This window comes from Flavobacteriales bacterium, from assembly GCA_016779995.1.
Classification (GTDB): domain Bacteria; phylum Bacteroidota; class Bacteroidia; order Flavobacteriales; family UBA7312; genus UBA8444.
Genome location: JADHMO010000004.1, coordinates 30578 through 48848, shown reverse-complemented (window position 1 = coordinate 48848; position 18271 = coordinate 30578). Strand labels below are relative to the sequence as shown.

Sequence of the window (18271 nt, the reverse complement as noted above, 5' to 3'; positions counted from 1 at the left end):
GCGATTTTAAAACAAACAATTTATATTTGCAATTCTGTTGCAAAACTATGAAAAATATCATTTTAATACTATTTTGTTTGTTTTCTGTTGTTTCATTTGCACAGCAGAAAGGAGTGGTTACAAATATTGAAAAGGAACCTTTGGCAATGGCAGAGGTTTATCTTTACCCTTTAGGAGTCCTGACACAAACAGATGGTAATGGCGAGTTCAATCTAAACATAGATTTACCACCTAAATCAGTTTTAGTTTTTAGTAAAGAAGGCTATCAAACATTGTCTTATCAAACTGACAATAATGAGTCTTCGATTAGTATTACACTACAAAAGTTACACGTTGAAATTAATGAAGTTGAAGTTTCAGCAATTAACCATCAGCTTTCTTCGAATCAAGTCATCGCTTTACAATCGTTAAGTATAAACGGCTTTAATGATAATAACTTAAACTTAGTAGAGCGTTTGTCTCACATTCCAGGGGTTTATGAGCAATCAACGGGCACAGGCATTAACAAGGTTACAGTTCGAGGGCTTTCAGGTATGCGAGTGGTGACATACTTAAACGGTGCACGAGTAGAAAATCAGCAGTGGGGCGGCGATCATGGATTAGGCTTTACCGATTTAGGCCTAGGTAAAGTAGAACTAATTAAAGGTCCAGCCTCCATTATGTTTGGTGCGGATGCTTTGGCAGGGGCTTTGTATTTTGTAGATGATAGTTATGTGTCTTCTGGTCAGCCTGAATTAAAGGTGGTTTCAAATTTCGAATCAGCTTTAATGCGTTTTAATAACCAAATTATCTCGAAATGGGCAAAAGATAATTTTAGAGTGAACACCTATGCTGAGTATGGAACAGCTGCAGACTATAGACTGCCAAATGGTGATTTTTTATTCAATTCTCGGTTTAATAATCTAGCGTTAAAAACGGCTATGGGTTATAGTACTCAAAAATGGTTGCTTAATGTACGCTATCAATTTAATCGAAATATTTTGGGAATTCCTGCACATTCTCATGATGCTGAACCCACGTTAGACCAATTGAGTAGCTCTAACCAAAATAGGTATGAAACACGTCCTACACAATTTACAAACAATCATTTGTTGTCATTACAAAACACATTTTTTATAAATGACAACACACTCAAAGTGGACTTAGCTCATTCTATCAATAAACTACAAGAGTTTGAAGCGTGGACAATTTCAGAGTACGATACTGATTTATCATCAACTCAATTTAACACAACATTTACTAAGCTCTTAAGTCAAGCTACAAAATGGACTTTAGGCTCCCAAAGTGCTATTCAAACGAATACCAACAATGCGTCACGTTCCCAACTCTTACCTGATGCAGAAATCAAGGATGTGGGTGTTTTCTCAAATTTTGATTTCAATAAAAATAACTGGAGCTTATTGTTTGGCGTTCGTTATGATTATAGAGAAGTCAAGACCATTTCAGATTTATACGCTAATGACTTCAATGCTTTGAGCAGTTCATTTGGTTTTTCAAAAAGTATAAATGACCACAAACTTAGATTAAGCTATTCTTCAGCCTTTAGGACTCCACATTTTTCAGAGTTACTTTCTGATGGTGTGCATCATGGTACTCAACGCTATGAGATAGGAAACCCAGATTTGAAAGAAGAAAAAGGCAATCAATTGGATTTGACTTATGAATGGGCTAATGAACACTTGGGGCTTATTATTAACCCATTTTTTAATCAAGTGGATGATTTTATTATTCTAATTCCACAAGATAGCATGATAAAGGGCATGCCTCTTTATTTATATCAACAATTAGACCATGTTCAGCTCAAGGGTCTTGAAATGAATTTGCATTATCACCCTCATTTTTTACATCAACTGCATTTAGAGGAAAGTATTTCAATTATGGACGGGCAAACATCAGATGGACATTATTTGCCTCTCATACCAGCCAATACTTTTCAGACTAGAGCCAAGTATTATTTTCTGAATGATAATGTACTCAACTGTCGTGAACTTTCTTTGGAACATATCTATCATGCTTCACAACAAAACGTTGCTAAAAATGAAAGTCCCTCTGAAGATTATGCTCTTATCAATGCCTCTGCATTGTTTAGTTCTACATCAAAAAAAATAAACCTTTCACTAGGTGTAAGAAACCTTTTAAACGTGAGCTATATACCCCATTTATCTCGCTTAAAAAGTTATGAAATCCCTCATGTAGGGCGTTCATATTATCTAAAATTATGTTTAACACTTTAAAAAAAAATGATGAAAAAATTATTGATTGCACCAGCCTTAGCGTTGTTCTTGTTTTCATGTACTGGCAGTGACGATTGTCACGAATGTCACATTGCGTACAAGGCTACTCCTGATTCAGAAGAAGTTGAAGTAGAAATTGGAGAGTTCTGCGGTTCAGAATTATCTGATGTTGAGAGCAATGGCTATACTCTAACTTCTGATAGAGTTATAGGTAATGACACGATACCTGCTGGCGATTATGCTAGTAGCGATATCCATTGTGAGGAACACGACGAGCACTAATAGCTTAAGTTCCGTTTTGTTAGGGCTTGCTTCTTTAGAAGCAAGCCTTTTTTTTGCTATTTCATCATTTATTAGGATTTAAAATATCATTCTTTTATTTGACTATTTTTGTACCATGAAAACTAACTTAACAATTTTTGCACTTTTCCTTAGTGGATTTCTATATGCTCAACGACCCAATATGGGTGGTTTTGGCGGTAAAAATGCTTCCTTACATAATGGACAAATTAGTGGCAGATTAGTTGATGCTAAATCAAGTGAAGAACTAGCTTTTGCCAACGTCAGATTATTTAGAAACAATGATATCCTCATGGAGGGTACAATTACTGATGAAAAGGGAGCTTTTCAGTTCACCAAATTAGGTCTTGCCGATTATTATTTTTTAGTCAACTATATTGGCTATGAAGAAACTAGAGTTGATGTTTCTCTAAACAAAAACAAAACATTTGTATATCTAAAAAAAGTTAAAGTCGAACCAGCTGCAGTTAGTCTTAAGGAGGTTTCTATAAACGAGGACAGACCAGTTTACGAAAGTAAAATGGAGAAAATCGTTTACAATGCAGAAAACGATTTGAATGAAGGACTAGATGACGCAACTGATGTATTGCGTAAAACGCCACTTTTATCAGTAGATTTAGAAGGTAATGTCAACCTTAGGGGCTCTTCCAATATTAAGTTCTTAGTCAATGGCAAGGAATCTACTTTCTTTTCTGGCTCGGCAGCTGATGCTTTACAAATGATACCTGCCGAGCAAGTCAAAAGTGTTGAGGTCATTACTAGTCCAACAGCAAAATATGACGGTGAAGGTGGGGCAGGTATAATTAACATCATTACACAACAAAAACAGATTTCAGGTTTTAAAAGCACTATCAATGGATCCGTTGGCACTAGAGTAAACAAACAATCTTTAGACCTCAATTACGGTAAAGGAAAGTTTGGAATATCTGTACGTGGTAGAGTACGATACGGTTGGCCACTTTCGGGCGAACAGACTTACCACCGATTCAATTATGCTGACTCTACGACCCTAACCAAAAACGCACAAACTAAGGGGCAATGGATAGGCTTTGGAGGCACTTCTGAAATGTATTATGACATCAATCCATACAATAGTATTGTAACGAGTTTTCAAATGAGAGGCAATCGACAAACTAATCAAGAGTGGGCTGATGATTATTTGTATTCGTCCATACTTTCAGATAATTTTATCGATGAGTTAGCTTACCTAGTTAACGATACCGTACGTTTCACAGATTCAAAAAATTTGAGCTTAGGCTATGAATGGACTACTGATTATGTAAAGCAATTCAGCGACCACGAAGACCGAGAATTAAGACTCGCTTTTCAGTTAGGAGGAGACGTTTCTGACCAAGACAACTACGTTTTTCAAGAATATGATGGCAGTACACCTAACGACACTATTTTTAACAAAAATGACGGTAGCCCCCTTACGTATACTTATCAATTGGATTATACCCACCCTTTGAAAGATAAACACACTATAGAACTGGGTGCCAAATATGTCAATAGAAACCTATTGAATAATTACAATACTGAAAATTCAAACCCCAAAATTTTCCAACCATTAGAGCAGTTTGACTATTCTCAAAATATTGCCGCCATATACCTATCGACAAAATGGCAATTAACTAAAGAATGGGGAGCTGTAATTGGGCTGAGAGCTGAAAACACACTTATAAAAGGTCAGTGGAATTCTAAACAAAACGATACATGGGTACAAAATGAAAAAGAACCTTTTGAGAACGAGTACACCACACTTTTACCTAGTTTCATTCTATCCAAAAAGATTGACATGATGAGGTCGCTAAAAGCCAGCTATAGTAAACGAATTTACAGACCAGGCATGAGCAACATCAACCCTAATGTTTCATATACTGATACCCTTACTTTAACTGAAGGTAACCCACAATTAAAACCAGAAATTACTCATCAGTTAGAAATAGGCTACAATAGTTTTGCAGGAAAATATAAAGGCAGCTATTATATTTTTGCGAAACAAACTTATGACTTGATAGAGTCTAATGTGCGTTTGTCAGGCGATAATTCGATTACTTCTTATGATAATATCGGTGAAAACCTATCTGTTGGATTTAACTATTACGGCTCAATAAAAGTCGGAGATGCTAATTTAAGAGCAGGCTTTAATTTATACACCTATCAAACCATTTCTGACGATTTAGGGAGAGTATTGTTCAATTGGAATATGGGCGGCAATTATGATATGGGCAAAGGATATAAAGCCGAAACTTTTGGTTTTTTCCGACCGCCAAATCAAACGGCACAAGGTTATGTTCCAGGATTTTCAATGTTCTCCTTTGGCTTTAAGAAAGATTTCAATAACAAAAAGGGGTCTATTGGTTTAAGATTTGTTGAGCCATTTAAGAAATACAAATCCTTTGAAACAGAGTTAGAAGGCGATGACTTTTATATTTACAGCAATAGAAATACGGTATTTAGATCTATAGGTATTAGCTTTAAATATACTTTTGGAGAGTTAAAATTTGACGTGATTAAAGACCGTACAAATATCCGTAACGATGATATTAAAGGTGGTGATGGCGGAAGTGGCGAATTTTAAACTTTTCTAATAAAAGCCAATACACATAGATGAAAAATAGAAGAAACTTTATCAAAGGAACACTGTTTGGAGCTACTGGTGCTTTATTGTTTCCAAAGCTAATAACACAAACAAATAGCCCTAAACAAAACCCCTATTCACAATCAGGATTTCCAATGGTAATATCTACTTGGAACCACGGTTTAGCTGCCAATGAAGCTGCTATGCAAGTCTTAAATGACGGTGGTAGAGCTATTGACGCTGTCGAACAGGGCGTTAGAGTTCCTGAAGCCGACCCAGAATCTATGAGTGTCGGATATGGCGGATTGCCCGATAGAGATGGACACGTAACTTTAGATGCTTGTATAATGGATCATACGGGAAACTGTGGGGCAGTATCCTATTTAGAACACATCAAACACCCCATTTCAGTTGCAAGAAAAGTGATGGAAGAAACCCCTCATGTTATGCTTTCTGGAAAAGGCGCTTTGGACTTTGCTTTAGCTCAAGGTTTCCCCAAAGAAGATTTATTGACTGATAAAGCTAGAGAAAAATGGGAAGAGTGGAAAAAAGACTCACAATACAAACCTATTATTAATGTTGAAAATCACGATACAATTGGCTTATTAGCCCTAGACAAGAATGGAGATATTTCAGGGGCTTGTACTACCTCGGGGCTTTCCTTTAAGATGCACGGTAGAGTTGGGGATTCACCCATTATTGGAGCTGGAATGTTTGTCGATAATGAAGTGGGAGGGTGTTGTGCAACTGGTATGGGTGAAGCCGTGATGAAAACCTTAGGGTCATTTCTAGTTGTTGAACTGATGCGTCAAGGGGCATCTCCTCAAGAAGCTTGTGAGGAAGCCATTGCTAGAATTGTAAAAAACCAAAACTACAAAGACATGCAAATAGGCTATTTGGCCATAAACAAACAAGGCGAACATGGTGCTTATGCTGTTCATCCGTGGTTTAATTACGCACTGTTTCAAAAAGGTAAAAACACCCTAATAAACTCTCCTTCGCACTTAAGCTAATGAAGTCTTAAAAACGTCTTTTTCCGCATTGAATATTAGAATCAAAAAGGCAATAATTTGTAGATGAAATAATGATTCGATAAATTCGCAAAGATGAAAAAAGTCAGCGCAGGAATAGATATAGGAGGAACTAATACCGTATTTGGTTGGGTAGAATCGAGTGGTAATTTTCTTTGGCGAGGAAAAATTAAAACAACAGATTTTAAAGACCCCAAGGAGCTGGTTAAACACGTATCGCAACAGTTGTTAGAAAATCTAGCTGAAAACGAAGCAGTAGGTATAGGTGTAGGTGCGCCGAATGGCAATTATTATAACGGCACTGTGGAATTTGCTCCCAACTTAGATTGGCCTGATTATGTCCCATTAAAAGACTATTTCAACGACTATTTTGATATGCCTGTAATTGTTACCAATGACGCTAACGCTACAGCTTTAGGTGAAATGGTTTATGGCAGTGCAAAAGGAGTGAACAACTTCATTATGGTAACCCTCGGAACAGGTCTTGGTAGTGGTATTGTTATAAATGGACAAGTTGTTTATGGGCATGATGCTTTTGCAGGAGAGTTAGGCCATGTCATTGTAGAGGAAGGAGGACGTCTTTGTGGTTGTGGTCGTAGAGGTTGCTTAGAAACATATGCTTCTGCTACTGCCATCAGCACAACAGCACAAGAATTAACGTCCAAAGAATACACTTCAGCTCAAGTTTATGAGGCGGCAAATAATGGGGAACAATGGGCATTAGATGCCTTTGATTTTACAGCTAAAAAATTAGGTTTTGCTTTGGCTAATTCCGTAGCAATGACCAGTCCACGATGTATATATTTATTCGGCGGATTGGCTCAAGCGGGAGACCTTTTATTTAAGCCCACAAAACATTATATGGAAGAGAATTTGCTAAGTATTTATAAAAATAAAATTCAAATTTTACCCTCTGCACTCAATGGTGCTGATGCTGCCATTTTAGGAGCTAGTGCTTTGGTGTGGAAAGAAATCAGCTAAAAACATGAAAAAATGTTACTTTCTTATCTCAGTCATATTTGTGGCTTGTCAACCTTCCCAAAAGCAATTAATAGATTATGTCAATCCTTTTATAGGAACTGGAGGTCATGGGCATACGTATCCAGGAGCAGCCAGTCCATTTGGAATGGTACAGTTAAGTCCTGACTCACGATTAGAGGGTTGGGACGGTTGCGGAGCCTACCATTATTCCGATAGTGTGATATATGGATTTTCACACACTCACCTTAGCGGAACGGGTATTTCAGACTATGCTGATGTTTTGCTTATGCCAACCACTGGCGAATTATTACTCCACAATGGAGCAGATGGGGCAGACGGTTATGGCTCGTCTTTTTCTCACGACAATGAATTAGCACAGCCGGGCTTTTACCAAGTGCAATTAGACGATTATAACATTGGAGTAGAACTGACTGTTAGTCCAAGGGCGGGCTTTCATAGATACACTTTTCCAAAAAATGAAGTGGCTCAAGTAGTCTTGGATTTAGACCACAGAGATAAACTAAGGGCAGTTTTTCTAGAACAAGTGGACAGCGTTACCTTTAGGGGCTATCGTTACTCTAATCAGTGGGCGGCAGACCAACGGATACATTTTTACGCTCAATTTTCAGCACCTATTCAAGAGCTTGTTTACCGTTCGGATAGTTTAGTAGTGGGTATGAAGTTTGGAGAATTGGACTCTCCTTTACTTGTGAAAGTTGGTATTTCGGCAGTTGATATGCTTGGTGCTCAACAAAATTTAGAGGCTGAAATTCCACATTGGGATTTTGAAAAAATTAAGCAATCGGTACAGTACGCATGGGAAACTAAGCTTTCTAAAATTCAGGTTCATGGTAGAGATGAAAATCACAAAACCATTTTTTATACTGCCTTATACCATTCTTTATTGAACCCAAATTTATATACAGATATAGATGGTAGGTATAGGGGTATGGATATGCAAATTCATCAAGACAGTACCGATAATCATTACACAATTTTTTCGCTTTGGGATACTTTTCGTGCCACACACCCTTTATTTACGCTGATAGAACAAGAAAAGACCAACGAATTCATTCGCACTTTTTTAAGACAATACCGACAAGGGGGCAAATTACCCATTTGGGAGTTGGCGGCCAATTATACCAATTGTATGATTGGTTATCACGCTATACCTGTTATTGCAGACGCCTATACCAAGGGAATAAGAGGTTACGATATTGAGGAAGCTATGGACGCCATGATTTACAGTGCCAATTTAGATTCTGATGGTTTGGAATACTATAAAGCCAAGGGATTTATAGCGGCTAGTGATGAGCCAGAGTCGGTATCCAAAACTTTGGAATATGCCTATGACGATTGGTGTATTGCTATGATGGCAGATTCTTTAGGAAGAGATGATGTCGCTAATTATTTTTACCAAAGAGGACAATATTATAAAAATGTCTATGACCCCTCAACCAAGTTTTTTAGAGCCAAGGTCAACAACAATTGGTTTGGTCCTTTTGTGCCAGACGAAGTGAATTTCAATTATACAGAGGCTAACGCTTGGCAGTATTCTACCTTTACGCCACAAGACATACAAGGTCACATAGATTTGATGGGTGGGCCAGACAAGTTAGAACAACATTTAGATAGTTTATTCTCAGCCGATAGCCAAACTTCAGGACGAGAGCAAGTAGATATTACAGGACTTATTGGGCAGTATGCTCACGGCAACGAGCCAAGTCATCACATGGCGTATTTATACAACTATGTGGGTAAGCCATATAAAACTCAGCACAGGGTACGGCAAATAATGGAAGAACAATACAGCATTTATCCCGATGGGCTTTCAGGTAACGAAGACTGCGGACAAATGTCGTCTTGGTATGTTTTGAGTGCTATGGGTTTTTATAGTGTGACACCCGGTTTAGATTATTACACCATTGGAACTCCTCTATTTGATCAGGCTCAAATAAAATTAGAAAATGGGCAAACTTTTGTTATCCGAGCAGATAAATTGAGCCCGAGCAATAAGTACATTCAGTCGGTTAGTTTAAATGGAAGAAGTTATCATAAAAGTTATCTTTTGCATAGCGATATTATGCGAGGTGGTGAGCTTATATTTTTAATGGGTGATGAGCCTAGCGATTGGGGGAGTCAGGGGATACCGCCATCTTCGATTACTAAAAATCTGTTAACGCCTGTACCATTTTTTATGGCAGAGAGTCAAACTTTTACGGATAGCTTAGTAGTAGAATTAGGCTCTGCTCAAGAAGCTATAATTCGTTACACTTTAGACGGTAGTCAGCCTAGTGTAGAATCGCCTATTTATGACATACCTATTGTGTTGTTTGATGATGCTGTAATTAAGGCCCAAGCCTTTTCTTCTAATGGTCAAAGTCAAGAGGTATCGGCATCGTTTTATAAAATTGATGGCAGTAGAAGTATCACTATACAAAGCGAATACGCCAACCAGTATGCCGCTGCTGGAGATAAAACCTTAATAGATTATTTACGAGGCACAGGAAGTTATAGAACGGGCAGTTGGCAAGGTTATAGAGAAGATTTAGAGGCTACCATAGACTTAGGAACTGTTAAGTCTATTAATTACTTAGCTATTGGTTTTTTACAAGATATCAAATCTTGGATTTTTTATCCGCCACAGGTAGAATTCTTGGTGTCTGAGGATGGACAAAATTTTAAATCCGTTGCTTTTATTAGCAATACATTTTCTGACCAAGAATACGGTTCCTTTAATCAAGATTTTTCTGTCAAAGTGACTCAACAAGCACGTTATGTTAAGGTTAAAGCTAAAAATTATGGACTTTGTCCGGATTGGCATTTGGGTGCAGGAGGAACAACTTGGTTGTTTACCGATGAGATTATCATAAAGTAGGCTTAACCTTTTTTTAATCTTAGTAAAACTTTCTGCTAACACTATTGATGCATTTTTGTAATGTAAAAATTATAACAATGTATTGGAAAGATGAACTCGATGCCCTGTATCAAAAGAATGCATACGGGAAGCGACTTTGGAAACAATTAGTAGGCAACCAAGTCGAATTATTATTAAAAAATAACCTCAGACAAATAGGAACTGTTTTGGAGGTTGCAGAAACCCAAGAAGGTATTCAATTACACTTTAAAGCTTCGGGAAATTCTGAAAACAGTATGTGGGTATTAAACCACAAAGACATTAAATACGTAGACCCGTATTTAAAGTAAGATAATGGCTATAAAACGATAGCCACTATCTTAACAATAGCCTTTAGTATTGCTCAACTAGATATTTGATAAGGTCTGTTGTGGTAACAATTCCTACCAATTTTTCTTCTTCAACTACAGGTAGCGAATGAAATTCATTTTTAGATAATATAGTAGCGACTTCATAAATGGTATCGTCTTTTTGAACCACTTTAACATCTTTGGTCATCACTTGCTCTATATTTAAATTATCGTACATAGCTGTTGTCAAACCATCGTTATCGTAGCTGTTTACAAAGCTGATTTTTTGTAAATCTACCTTACTCAGCATTCCTATAACTTTATCTCCAGAAACAACAGGGACATGACGGATGTTTTTACCTTCTATGATGTCACTAACTTCTCTGATGGATTGAGTTTTGTTAACTGTAATGATGTCGCTAGACATAATTTTGGAAACGGGTGTTCTTTTTTTCATTTTTCATTCATTTTAAAAATTAATACTTATTTATCATCAATGAAACACTTTAAGGTCAGATGGCTTATACTATAACTAAGGTAATACTAAGATGGGCTTAAAATTATGATTTATGTCACTATATTTTTAGACATACATTTTTGGGTTCAGTAAAAAACTCGAGTGACTTGAATCCTCCTTCACGTCCTACGCCAGAATCTTTCATGCCACCAAAGGGGATACGTAAGTCACGCATCATCCAAGTATTAATCCATACTATTCCTGAATTGACTTTAGCAGCTACTCTATGCCCCTTGCTGATATCTTGTGTGAATATACTAGCGGCCAATCCGTAACGAGTACTGTTTGCCATGGCAATAACTTCTTCTTCGTTTTTAAAGGGCATAATGCTGACTACTGGACCAAAAATTTCTTCTTGATTGGTACGGCACAGATGGTCTAAGCCTTCAATAATTGTGGGGGCGATGTAATAGCCTTCACTAAGTTCGCCATCTAAATAGACACGCTCACCACCACATAAAATTTGTCCACCTTCTTTTTTGGCAAGTTCTATTTTCTCTAATATCTTGTGCATATGGTCTTTAGAAACCACTGCGCCTAGGTCGTTATTTTCTTTAGGGTCACCCACTTTCAATTGCTTTGTTTTTTCCACAAAAGCAGTTTTAAATTTTTGATAAATGGATTCTTCGACAAAGAGTCGAGAGCCACACAAACAGATTTGTCCTTGGTTTCTAAAGGAAGCTTTAACGGCCATCTCTAAAGCATCTTTAAAATTAGCATCAGCAAATACGATATTAGGATTTTTACCGCCCAACTCTAGAGATAACTTTTTGAACATTGGCGCTGCTACTTCAGCAATTTTCGCTCCAGTAACTGTGCCGCCAGTAAATGAAATGACAGGCGTATCAGGGTGGTTACTTATAGCCGCGCCTACTTTATGCCCATAGCCGTGAACAATATTTAGCACTCCCTTAGGAAAGCCTATTTCTTGGCAAATTTCACTCAACAAATAAGCCGTATAAGGAGTCACTTCCGAAGGTTTTGCAACAACGGTATTTCCTGCTGCTAAAGCAGGAGCAATTTTCCACGTAAATAAATATATGGGCAAGTTCCAAGGCGAAATACAGCCCACTACTCCTATGGGTTCACGTGCGGTATAATTGATGGCTTTGCCGTCCATATCGTGCATCTGAGAAGAAAAATGTAAAGATGCTGTTGCAAAAAAACGCAAGTTTTCAGAAGCTCGAGGGATATCCACTTGTTTGGCCAACCATTCGGGTTTGCCATTGTCTAAACTTTCAGCAATTGCCATTTCATCAAAACGTGCTTCTATACCATCTGCAAGGCGCATTAAATGGTCGTGACGTTCTTTTTTACTCAATCCACTCCAAAAAGGAAAAGCTTTTTTGGCTGCTTGTACAGCCAATTCTACATCTTCCTTATCGCTATCGGCAATATGAGAAAACACCTTGCCATTCACAGGGCTTTCATTTTCTATAACTTCTTTAGATAGTGCATCTTGTAAGTTGCCGTCTATATAATTGAGTATTTTTTTCATAGGGTAGTTGTTTAAAGTGTGCCGGTACGTCCACCATCAACAGGGACGTTAATTCCGTTGATGTAAGCGGCAGCGGGAGAGCATAAAAAAGCGATAGCATTAGCCACTTCTTCAGCCTCACCAAAGCGAGAGGCAGGAACTGTAGACAACATGCTATTAGCGATGTGTTCTTCACTAACTTGTTGGACTTGGGCTTTTTTACTAATTAGAGTTTTGAGACGGTTGGTATTCGTAAAACCTGGCAAGACATTATTGACGGTAACGCCATATTGTCCCAATTCGTTGGCCATCGTTTTTGCCCAACTTGCTACTGCACCTCGAATGGTGTTGGATACGCCTAAGCCATTAATAGGCACTTTTACAGAAGTAGAAATCACATTTACGATTCTGCCATAACAAGCTTTTTTCATACTTTCTACTACTGCTTGAGATAAGATTTGGTTGCATACCACATGCATTTGAAAAGCCTTTTCAAAATCCTGGCTTTGGGCTGAGGTAATGGGTCCGCCTGCTGGTCCACCGGTATTGTTTATAAGTATGTGTATGTTTTTATGCTCTAACTCTTGAGCTACACTTTTTAGCTTATTTACATCAGAGAAATCGGCACACAAGTAGTCGTGATTTTGACCTTTGCTATTGTCGAGCTGACTTTTCACTTCTTTAAGTTTTTCTTCATTCCTTGCTAGAAGATATACGGTTGCGCCCATTTTAGCTAGAGCTAGGGCAGTAGCTTTCCCAATTCCTTGAGTGCTACCACAAACAAGGGCGTTTTTGCCTAATAAGTCTAAATCCATAGCCCCAAAAATAGCCAAATTTGTGTAAATTGCTGAACAAACAAAACTATTACTTATGTCATTCAAAGCACCTTTTAACTTACACCAATGGATTGAAGATAACAGAGATTTACTCAAACCACCAGTAGGAAACAAAAATTTATACGTAGAAGCCGGAGATTTTATCGTTATGATAGTCGGAGGCCCAAACGCTAGAAAAGATTATCATTACAACGAAACAGAAGAGTTGTTTTATCAAATCGAGGGAGATATTATAGTTAAAATTCAGCACGAAGGAAAAGCGGTTGAAATCCCCATTAAAGAGGGAGAAATGTTTCTTTTGCCAGGCAAAATTCCACACTCTCCTATTAGGTCGGAAGGTTCTGTAGGCTTAGTTATTGAAAGAAAAAGGGGAGAAAATGATAAAGACGGTTTAATGTGGTTTTCTGATACTGCCAATCATCTTTTGTACGAGGAGTACTTTCATTTGACGAATATTGAAAAAGATTTTTTACCAGTTTTCAAACGTTTTTACACCAACGAAAAGTTGAGAACATGTCCTGTTACTGGCGAAGTGATGGAAGTTGATGAAAAGTTTATTTAAATAGACATTATGCGAATAAATGGACACGGACATATATTGCCCGAACCTTCTCAGATTCCAAAGTTTATGAAGGATAAAAAACTGTTTTGGATTGATGAAGACAAAAAGTTTATGAGGCAAGGCGATTGGTCTAGACCAATTAGTGACCCTAGTTTTTTTATCAAAGAGAAAATTGAGTGGATGCGCAAATACCAAATTGACCATAGCGTCATGTTGTGTTTATCACAATTGTACTGCAACGGTTGGGACCAGCAAGATTGTTTTGATGCTATCCGTTTTCAAAATGATTTTAATGCTTCAGTACAAGCTGACCACCCCGACAAGTTTACTTGTGGTTTTGTGGTTCAGCCCTTATATATGGACTTTGCACTCAAGGAAATTGAGCGATGTGTACAATTGGGTTTAAAAGTACTTTGTTTGCCTACCCATTTTTTAAATGCCAAAGGCGAGTGGTTATCTACTGCCGAATCCGATGTTGACCCCATATACGAATTGGCCAATAAATACGGATTAGCTGTTCAGATACACCCTTACGATGGGGAGAAAATGATAGCATTAAAAAATCAATATTGGCGTTTTCATTTGGTGTGGATGATGGCGCAATGTGCTGATACCTTACACCTTTTCACACTTAGAAACTTGCCCAATAAATTCCCCAATATACGTACTAGCTTTGCCCATGGAGGCATGTTAGGTATTGCCAATTATGGTAGAAGGATACAAGGCTTTGACGGTCGTCCTGACATCTTCGCAGAAATGGAAGACCCCAGAAAAACATTGGGACACAAAAATCTATTTTTCGATACTTTGGTACACGATTCTTATACCCTTGACTTACTCAAAAAACGGGTGGGAGCTAGTCAAATAATGATGGGTTTAGACGACCCTTACCCTTTAGGAGAAATGGAAGGTGTAGGCACTTCATACCCTGGTAGAGTTTTGGATTATGCTGTTGAGATTGGGGTGTTAAGCCAACAAGAGGGACAAGATATTTGGTGTAAAAATGTGCTGGATTGGTTGGGCATGAAAAAATCTAATTTTTTGTAAGAAATGACTTACATTTGCCGTTCAAATATGTACCTCTATGAGTGATGCCATTAAGCACGAATGTGGAATAGCTTTTTTAAGACTGAGAAAGCCACTAGAGTACTACGCTGAAAAATATGGCACTCCCCTATACGGAATTAACAAAATGTGTTTGCTTATGGAAAAGCAACACAATAGAGGTCAAGATGGAGCAGGTTTAGCGACTATAAACCTAGATGTTCCTTTAGGCAGTCGATATATTAGTCGTCACCGTTCTAATGCCAACAAACCCATTCAAGATTTATTCGAATACGTTAACAAGCGATTTGTAAAATTGATGAAAACCGACCCACAAAAGTTCAATGATATCAAGTGGTTGCAAGAAAACGTCGCTTTTACTGGTGAGATGCTTTTGGGGCATTTGCGTTATGGCACTTATGGTGGAAATGGCATTGAGCAGTGCCATCCTTTTTTGCGTCAAAGTAATTGGCGAACACGTTCATTGGTCTTAGCGGGAAACTTCAACATGACCAATGTGGACGAACTTTTCAATCAGTTGGTAGAGATAGGGCAACACCCCAAGGAAAAGGCCGACACAGTAACTATCTTAGAGAAGATAGGGCATTTTTTAGACGAAGAAAACGACAGAATCTATTACGATAAACGAGACGAATACAGCAAGAAAGAAATTTCTAAAGTGATTGCTGAAGAGCTAGACATACAAGATGTATTGACCAATTCGGCTAAGCATTGGGACGGCGGATATGTTATGTGTGGAATGTTCGGACATGGCGATGCTTTTGTGTTGAGAGACCCAGCAGGAATACGACCAGCCTACTACTATATCGATGATGAAATAATAGTAGCCACTTCTGAAAGACCTGTCATACAAACGGCTTTTAATGTCCCAGCAGAAAGTATAAAAGAGATAGAACGAGGGCATGCTCTAGTAGTCAAAAAAGACGGTAGTTATGCTATGGTTTCGGTCAAGCCACAATTGGAACGTAAGGCCTGTTCTTTCGAGCGCATCTATTTTTCTAGAGGCAATGACCAAGACATTTATCAAGAACGTATGAACTTGGGGAAACGTCTGTGTCCTACTATACTCAAAACCATAAACAACGACTTAAAAAACACTGTATTTTCTTTTATTCCTAATACGGCAGAAGTCTCTTTTTATGGTATGATGAAGGGTATGAACGAGGCTTTGAATGTAGAAAAAACCAAGGAAATACTAGCTTTAGACAACCCTACTCAAGAAGACATTACAAGAATTATGTCATCTAGTATTCGTGCCGAAAAAATTGCTATTAAAGATGCTAAACTCCGTACTTTCATTACACAAGACGATAGTAGAGACGATTTGGTGGCTCACGTTTATGACATTACCTACGGCACGGTTAAGTCTACGGATAACCTCGTTATGATTGACGATAGCATTGTCAGAGGAACGACTCTCAAACAAAGTATTTTACGCATTTTGGATAGGCTTAACCCTAAGCAAATTATCATCGTATCTTCTGCCCCACAAATACGTTATCCCGATTGCTACGGTATAGATATGGCTAAGTTGGGCGATTTCATTGCTTTTCAAGCCGCCATTACCTTACTGAAAGAAAGTGGGCAAGAGCACATTATAGATGAGGTATATCAAAACTGTTTGAACTGTTGTGATGACGATGAGCAAGTAGAAAATTACGTACAAGCCATCTATGCTCCTTTTAGTGCTGTTCAGATATCTAAGAAAATAGCCCAGCTATTGACTCCAGACAACATTAACGCTAAAGTCAATATCATTTATCAAAAGATTAGTGATTTGCACGCCTCTTGTCCCGACCACCAAGGCGATTGGTACTTTACGGGCAACTATCCAACTACGGGGGGCAATAGAGTCGTCAATAAATCTTTTATCAACTACATAGAAGGGAAAAACGAAAGGGCGTATTAAAAGCTACTTTTTCTGATAGATTCCAAAAACAAAATCGGACTTATTCGACTTTAAGTAGTTATCTTCAAATTCAAACAAGGCATTAAGTATTTTTTCTTTTTCTTGGTCAGTATCAACAAAATGATGAGAGATATCTTTTAGTACATGCATTAGGATATCTCCCCCAAAACCTTTTTCAACAAGTGGGTTAAAATACTTGTGTAAACTCGGCAAAATATTAGCTGAATCAATACATTCTGAAGGGTCAGCCAAAATCATTCGTAAAACACCAGAACCGTAAAAGTTATTTTTTACTTGCCCCGTTTTAAAACGACTTCTAAATTGTTTAGGAATAATTTTTAAAGCTTTGTTTATTGCTTTGATTTGATTTTTTGGGAGTTGCATTCTGCTAGGTCCAACAAATTCATTAATAACAACTTTACCATTAGGTTTTAAGCAATTAGAAATTTTTGTTGTGAGCAAATGCTCAACATGCTTAAAATGATGTAGAGACTGATGAAAAAATACGATGTCATAATACTCATTTTTAAAATGGTGTTTGAAGAAGTCTGCACATACGAAATGCATATTTTTAAGCCCTTTGCTCAGGGCGACTTCTTTAGCTTCATTTAGTCGATTTTGTGCTAAATCCACACATACAATTTCTTCAAAATTGTTGTACTCAGCCAATTTTAATTCGTGGCTACAAACTCCACTTCCAATCGATAATAGTTTTAGCTTTTTTTCATTGTGGAGTATTTTAGTCATCATATACTCCTCATAAGTCTGATTTTCGTCGCCACTGATTAAGCTATTCCAACGTTTTCTAACCATTGGGACTATCCACCAATTAGAATGAATGATTTTTTGTTGATTGAAGGCACTTTTAGTTCTAGACATTTGACTGAACGTCAATTTAGAAAGTAGATATTCTATTCCTCTTTGTTTACTTTTAGAATAGACATCTATAAAGTCATCTATGGTTATAAGTTTCATTGGTCTAAAGTACAGAAAAGCGACATATAACACAAAAACATTATATTCGTTGTACTTATAGCAAGTTTGTTTAATCATTAACTCAAAGCCAAGAAAGAATGAAAAAACTACTTCTATTATTGCTGCTGCCAGTATGTCTATTGGGGTAAGAAGAACAAGCCGACACCTTGGATTTAGATTACGACCTTATTTTAGATGGAAATGGGTGGTGCAGTTTACAAGATAATGGAAACCCTGGCTATATCACTAAACCAAAACAGATTAAAGACTGTTTAGGCTCTGTTGATACAAGTCAATACGACTATTTTACCTTTTATTTCAATTCATCATATATATGTGAATTTGAAGCTTTATTAATTAACACCCCGGATTCCGTTAATGAGATACTTTTAACAGCTGAAGAGGAGGCATATTTAATAAATGCATCTTATCAATTTATTGGTTTACTGCCCAAAAAGCGTGCTAACCCATATTGTAAATTGACTTTCCGACAAAAGCGGAGTCCAAAATGTGTCTCATACATAGTACCTAGTAATTACAGTTATCAAAGCCATACGTTAGAATCCATTACCAAATAATTATGTAAAAACACCTTT

15 protein-coding genes are annotated in these 18271 nt (G+C 37.5%); 11 read left to right on the top strand and 4 right to left on the bottom strand.

Annotation, left to right across the window (positions count from 1 at the left end; all coding sequences use genetic code 11):
• Positions 1–47 precede the first annotated feature (47 nt).
• The 7 genes from ISP71_04005 to ISP71_03975 all read left to right on the top strand — a co-directional run bounded on the left by ISP71_04005 (position 48) and on the right by ISP71_03975 (position 10334).
• Positions 48–2234, top strand: coding sequence for a TonB-dependent receptor (locus ISP71_04005; GenBank protein MBL6663250.1), 2187 nt, complete (start codon positions 48–50; stop codon positions 2232–2234).
• A gap of 6 nt (positions 2235–2240) precedes the next feature.
• Positions 2241–2516: a hypothetical protein gene (locus ISP71_04000; GenBank protein MBL6663249.1), complete on the top strand. Its 276-nt coding sequence runs from the start codon at positions 2241–2243 to the stop codon at positions 2514–2516.
• 115 nt (positions 2517–2631) lie between these two features.
• The gene (locus ISP71_03995; protein ID MBL6663248.1) at positions 2632–5115 is read left to right on the top strand and encodes a TonB-dependent receptor; all 2484 of its coding nucleotides are present in this window, start codon (positions 2632–2634) and stop codon (positions 5113–5115) included.
• Between the two features lie 29 nt (positions 5116–5144).
• Positions 5145–6128, top strand: a complete 984-nt coding sequence (locus ISP71_03990) for a N(4)-(beta-N-acetylglucosaminyl)-L-asparaginase (protein ID MBL6663247.1) — start codon at positions 5145–5147, stop codon at positions 6126–6128.
• Positions 6129–6221: 93 nt separating this feature from the next.
• Entirely contained in the window at positions 6222–7127 is a 906-nt protein-coding gene (locus tag ISP71_03985; protein MBL6663246.1) for an ROK family protein, read from the top strand.
• A gap of 4 nt (positions 7128–7131) precedes the next feature.
• Positions 7132–10005, top strand: coding sequence for a GH92 family glycosyl hydrolase (locus tag ISP71_03980; GenBank protein ID MBL6663245.1), 2874 nt, complete (start codon positions 7132–7134; stop codon positions 10003–10005).
• A gap of 77 nt (positions 10006–10082) precedes the next feature.
• Positions 10083–10334, top strand: a complete 252-nt coding sequence (locus ISP71_03975; GenBank protein ID MBL6663244.1) for a hypothetical protein — start codon at positions 10083–10085, stop codon at positions 10332–10334.
• A gap of 43 nt (positions 10335–10377) precedes the next feature.
• Here ISP71_03975 and ISP71_03970 read toward each other — a convergent pair whose 3' ends face one another.
• The 3 genes from ISP71_03970 to ISP71_03960 all read right to left on the bottom strand — a co-directional run bounded on the left by ISP71_03970 (position 10378) and on the right by ISP71_03960 (position 13143).
• Entirely contained in the window at positions 10378–10791 is a 414-nt protein-coding gene (locus tag ISP71_03970; protein ID MBL6663243.1) for a CBS domain-containing protein, read from the bottom strand.
• Between the two features lie 118 nt (positions 10792–10909).
• On the bottom strand, positions 10910–12349 hold the full coding sequence (locus ISP71_03965) for an aldehyde dehydrogenase (protein MBL6663242.1): 1440 nt from the start codon (positions 12347–12349) through the stop codon (positions 10910–10912).
• Between the two features lie 11 nt (positions 12350–12360).
• Positions 12361–13143, bottom strand: coding sequence for an SDR family oxidoreductase (locus tag ISP71_03960; protein MBL6663241.1), 783 nt, complete (start codon positions 13141–13143; stop codon positions 12361–12363).
• A gap of 55 nt (positions 13144–13198) precedes the next feature.
• On the opposite strand from ISP71_03960, the gene ISP71_03955 reads away from it, so the two are divergent.
• The 3 genes from ISP71_03955 to ISP71_03945 are packed head-to-tail and all read left to right on the top strand — an operon-like array spanning position 13199 to position 16700.
• Entirely contained in the window at positions 13199–13726 is a 528-nt protein-coding gene (locus ISP71_03955) for a 3-hydroxyanthranilate 3,4-dioxygenase (protein MBL6663240.1), read from the top strand.
• Positions 13727–13735: 9 nt separating this feature from the next.
• Positions 13736–14773, top strand: a complete 1038-nt coding sequence (locus tag ISP71_03950) for an amidohydrolase family protein (GenBank protein ID MBL6663239.1) — start codon at positions 13736–13738, stop codon at positions 14771–14773.
• 37 nt (positions 14774–14810) lie between these two features.
• Positions 14811–16700: an amidophosphoribosyltransferase gene (locus ISP71_03945; GenBank protein MBL6663238.1), complete on the top strand. Its 1890-nt coding sequence runs from the start codon at positions 14811–14813 to the stop codon at positions 16698–16700.
• Between the two features lie 3 nt (positions 16701–16703).
• Here ISP71_03945 and ISP71_03940 read toward each other — a convergent pair whose 3' ends face one another.
• Positions 16704–17675, bottom strand: coding sequence for a class I SAM-dependent methyltransferase (locus tag ISP71_03940; GenBank protein ID MBL6663237.1), 972 nt, complete (start codon positions 17673–17675; stop codon positions 16704–16706).
• A 167-nt stretch (positions 17676–17842) separates the two neighbouring features.
• Here ISP71_03940 and ISP71_03935 point away from each other — a divergent pair, with 167 nt between their 5' ends.
• Positions 17843–18253: a hypothetical protein gene (locus ISP71_03935; GenBank protein MBL6663236.1), complete on the top strand. Its 411-nt coding sequence runs from the start codon at positions 17843–17845 to the stop codon at positions 18251–18253.
• The last annotated feature ends 18 nt before the right edge of the window (positions 18254–18271 follow it).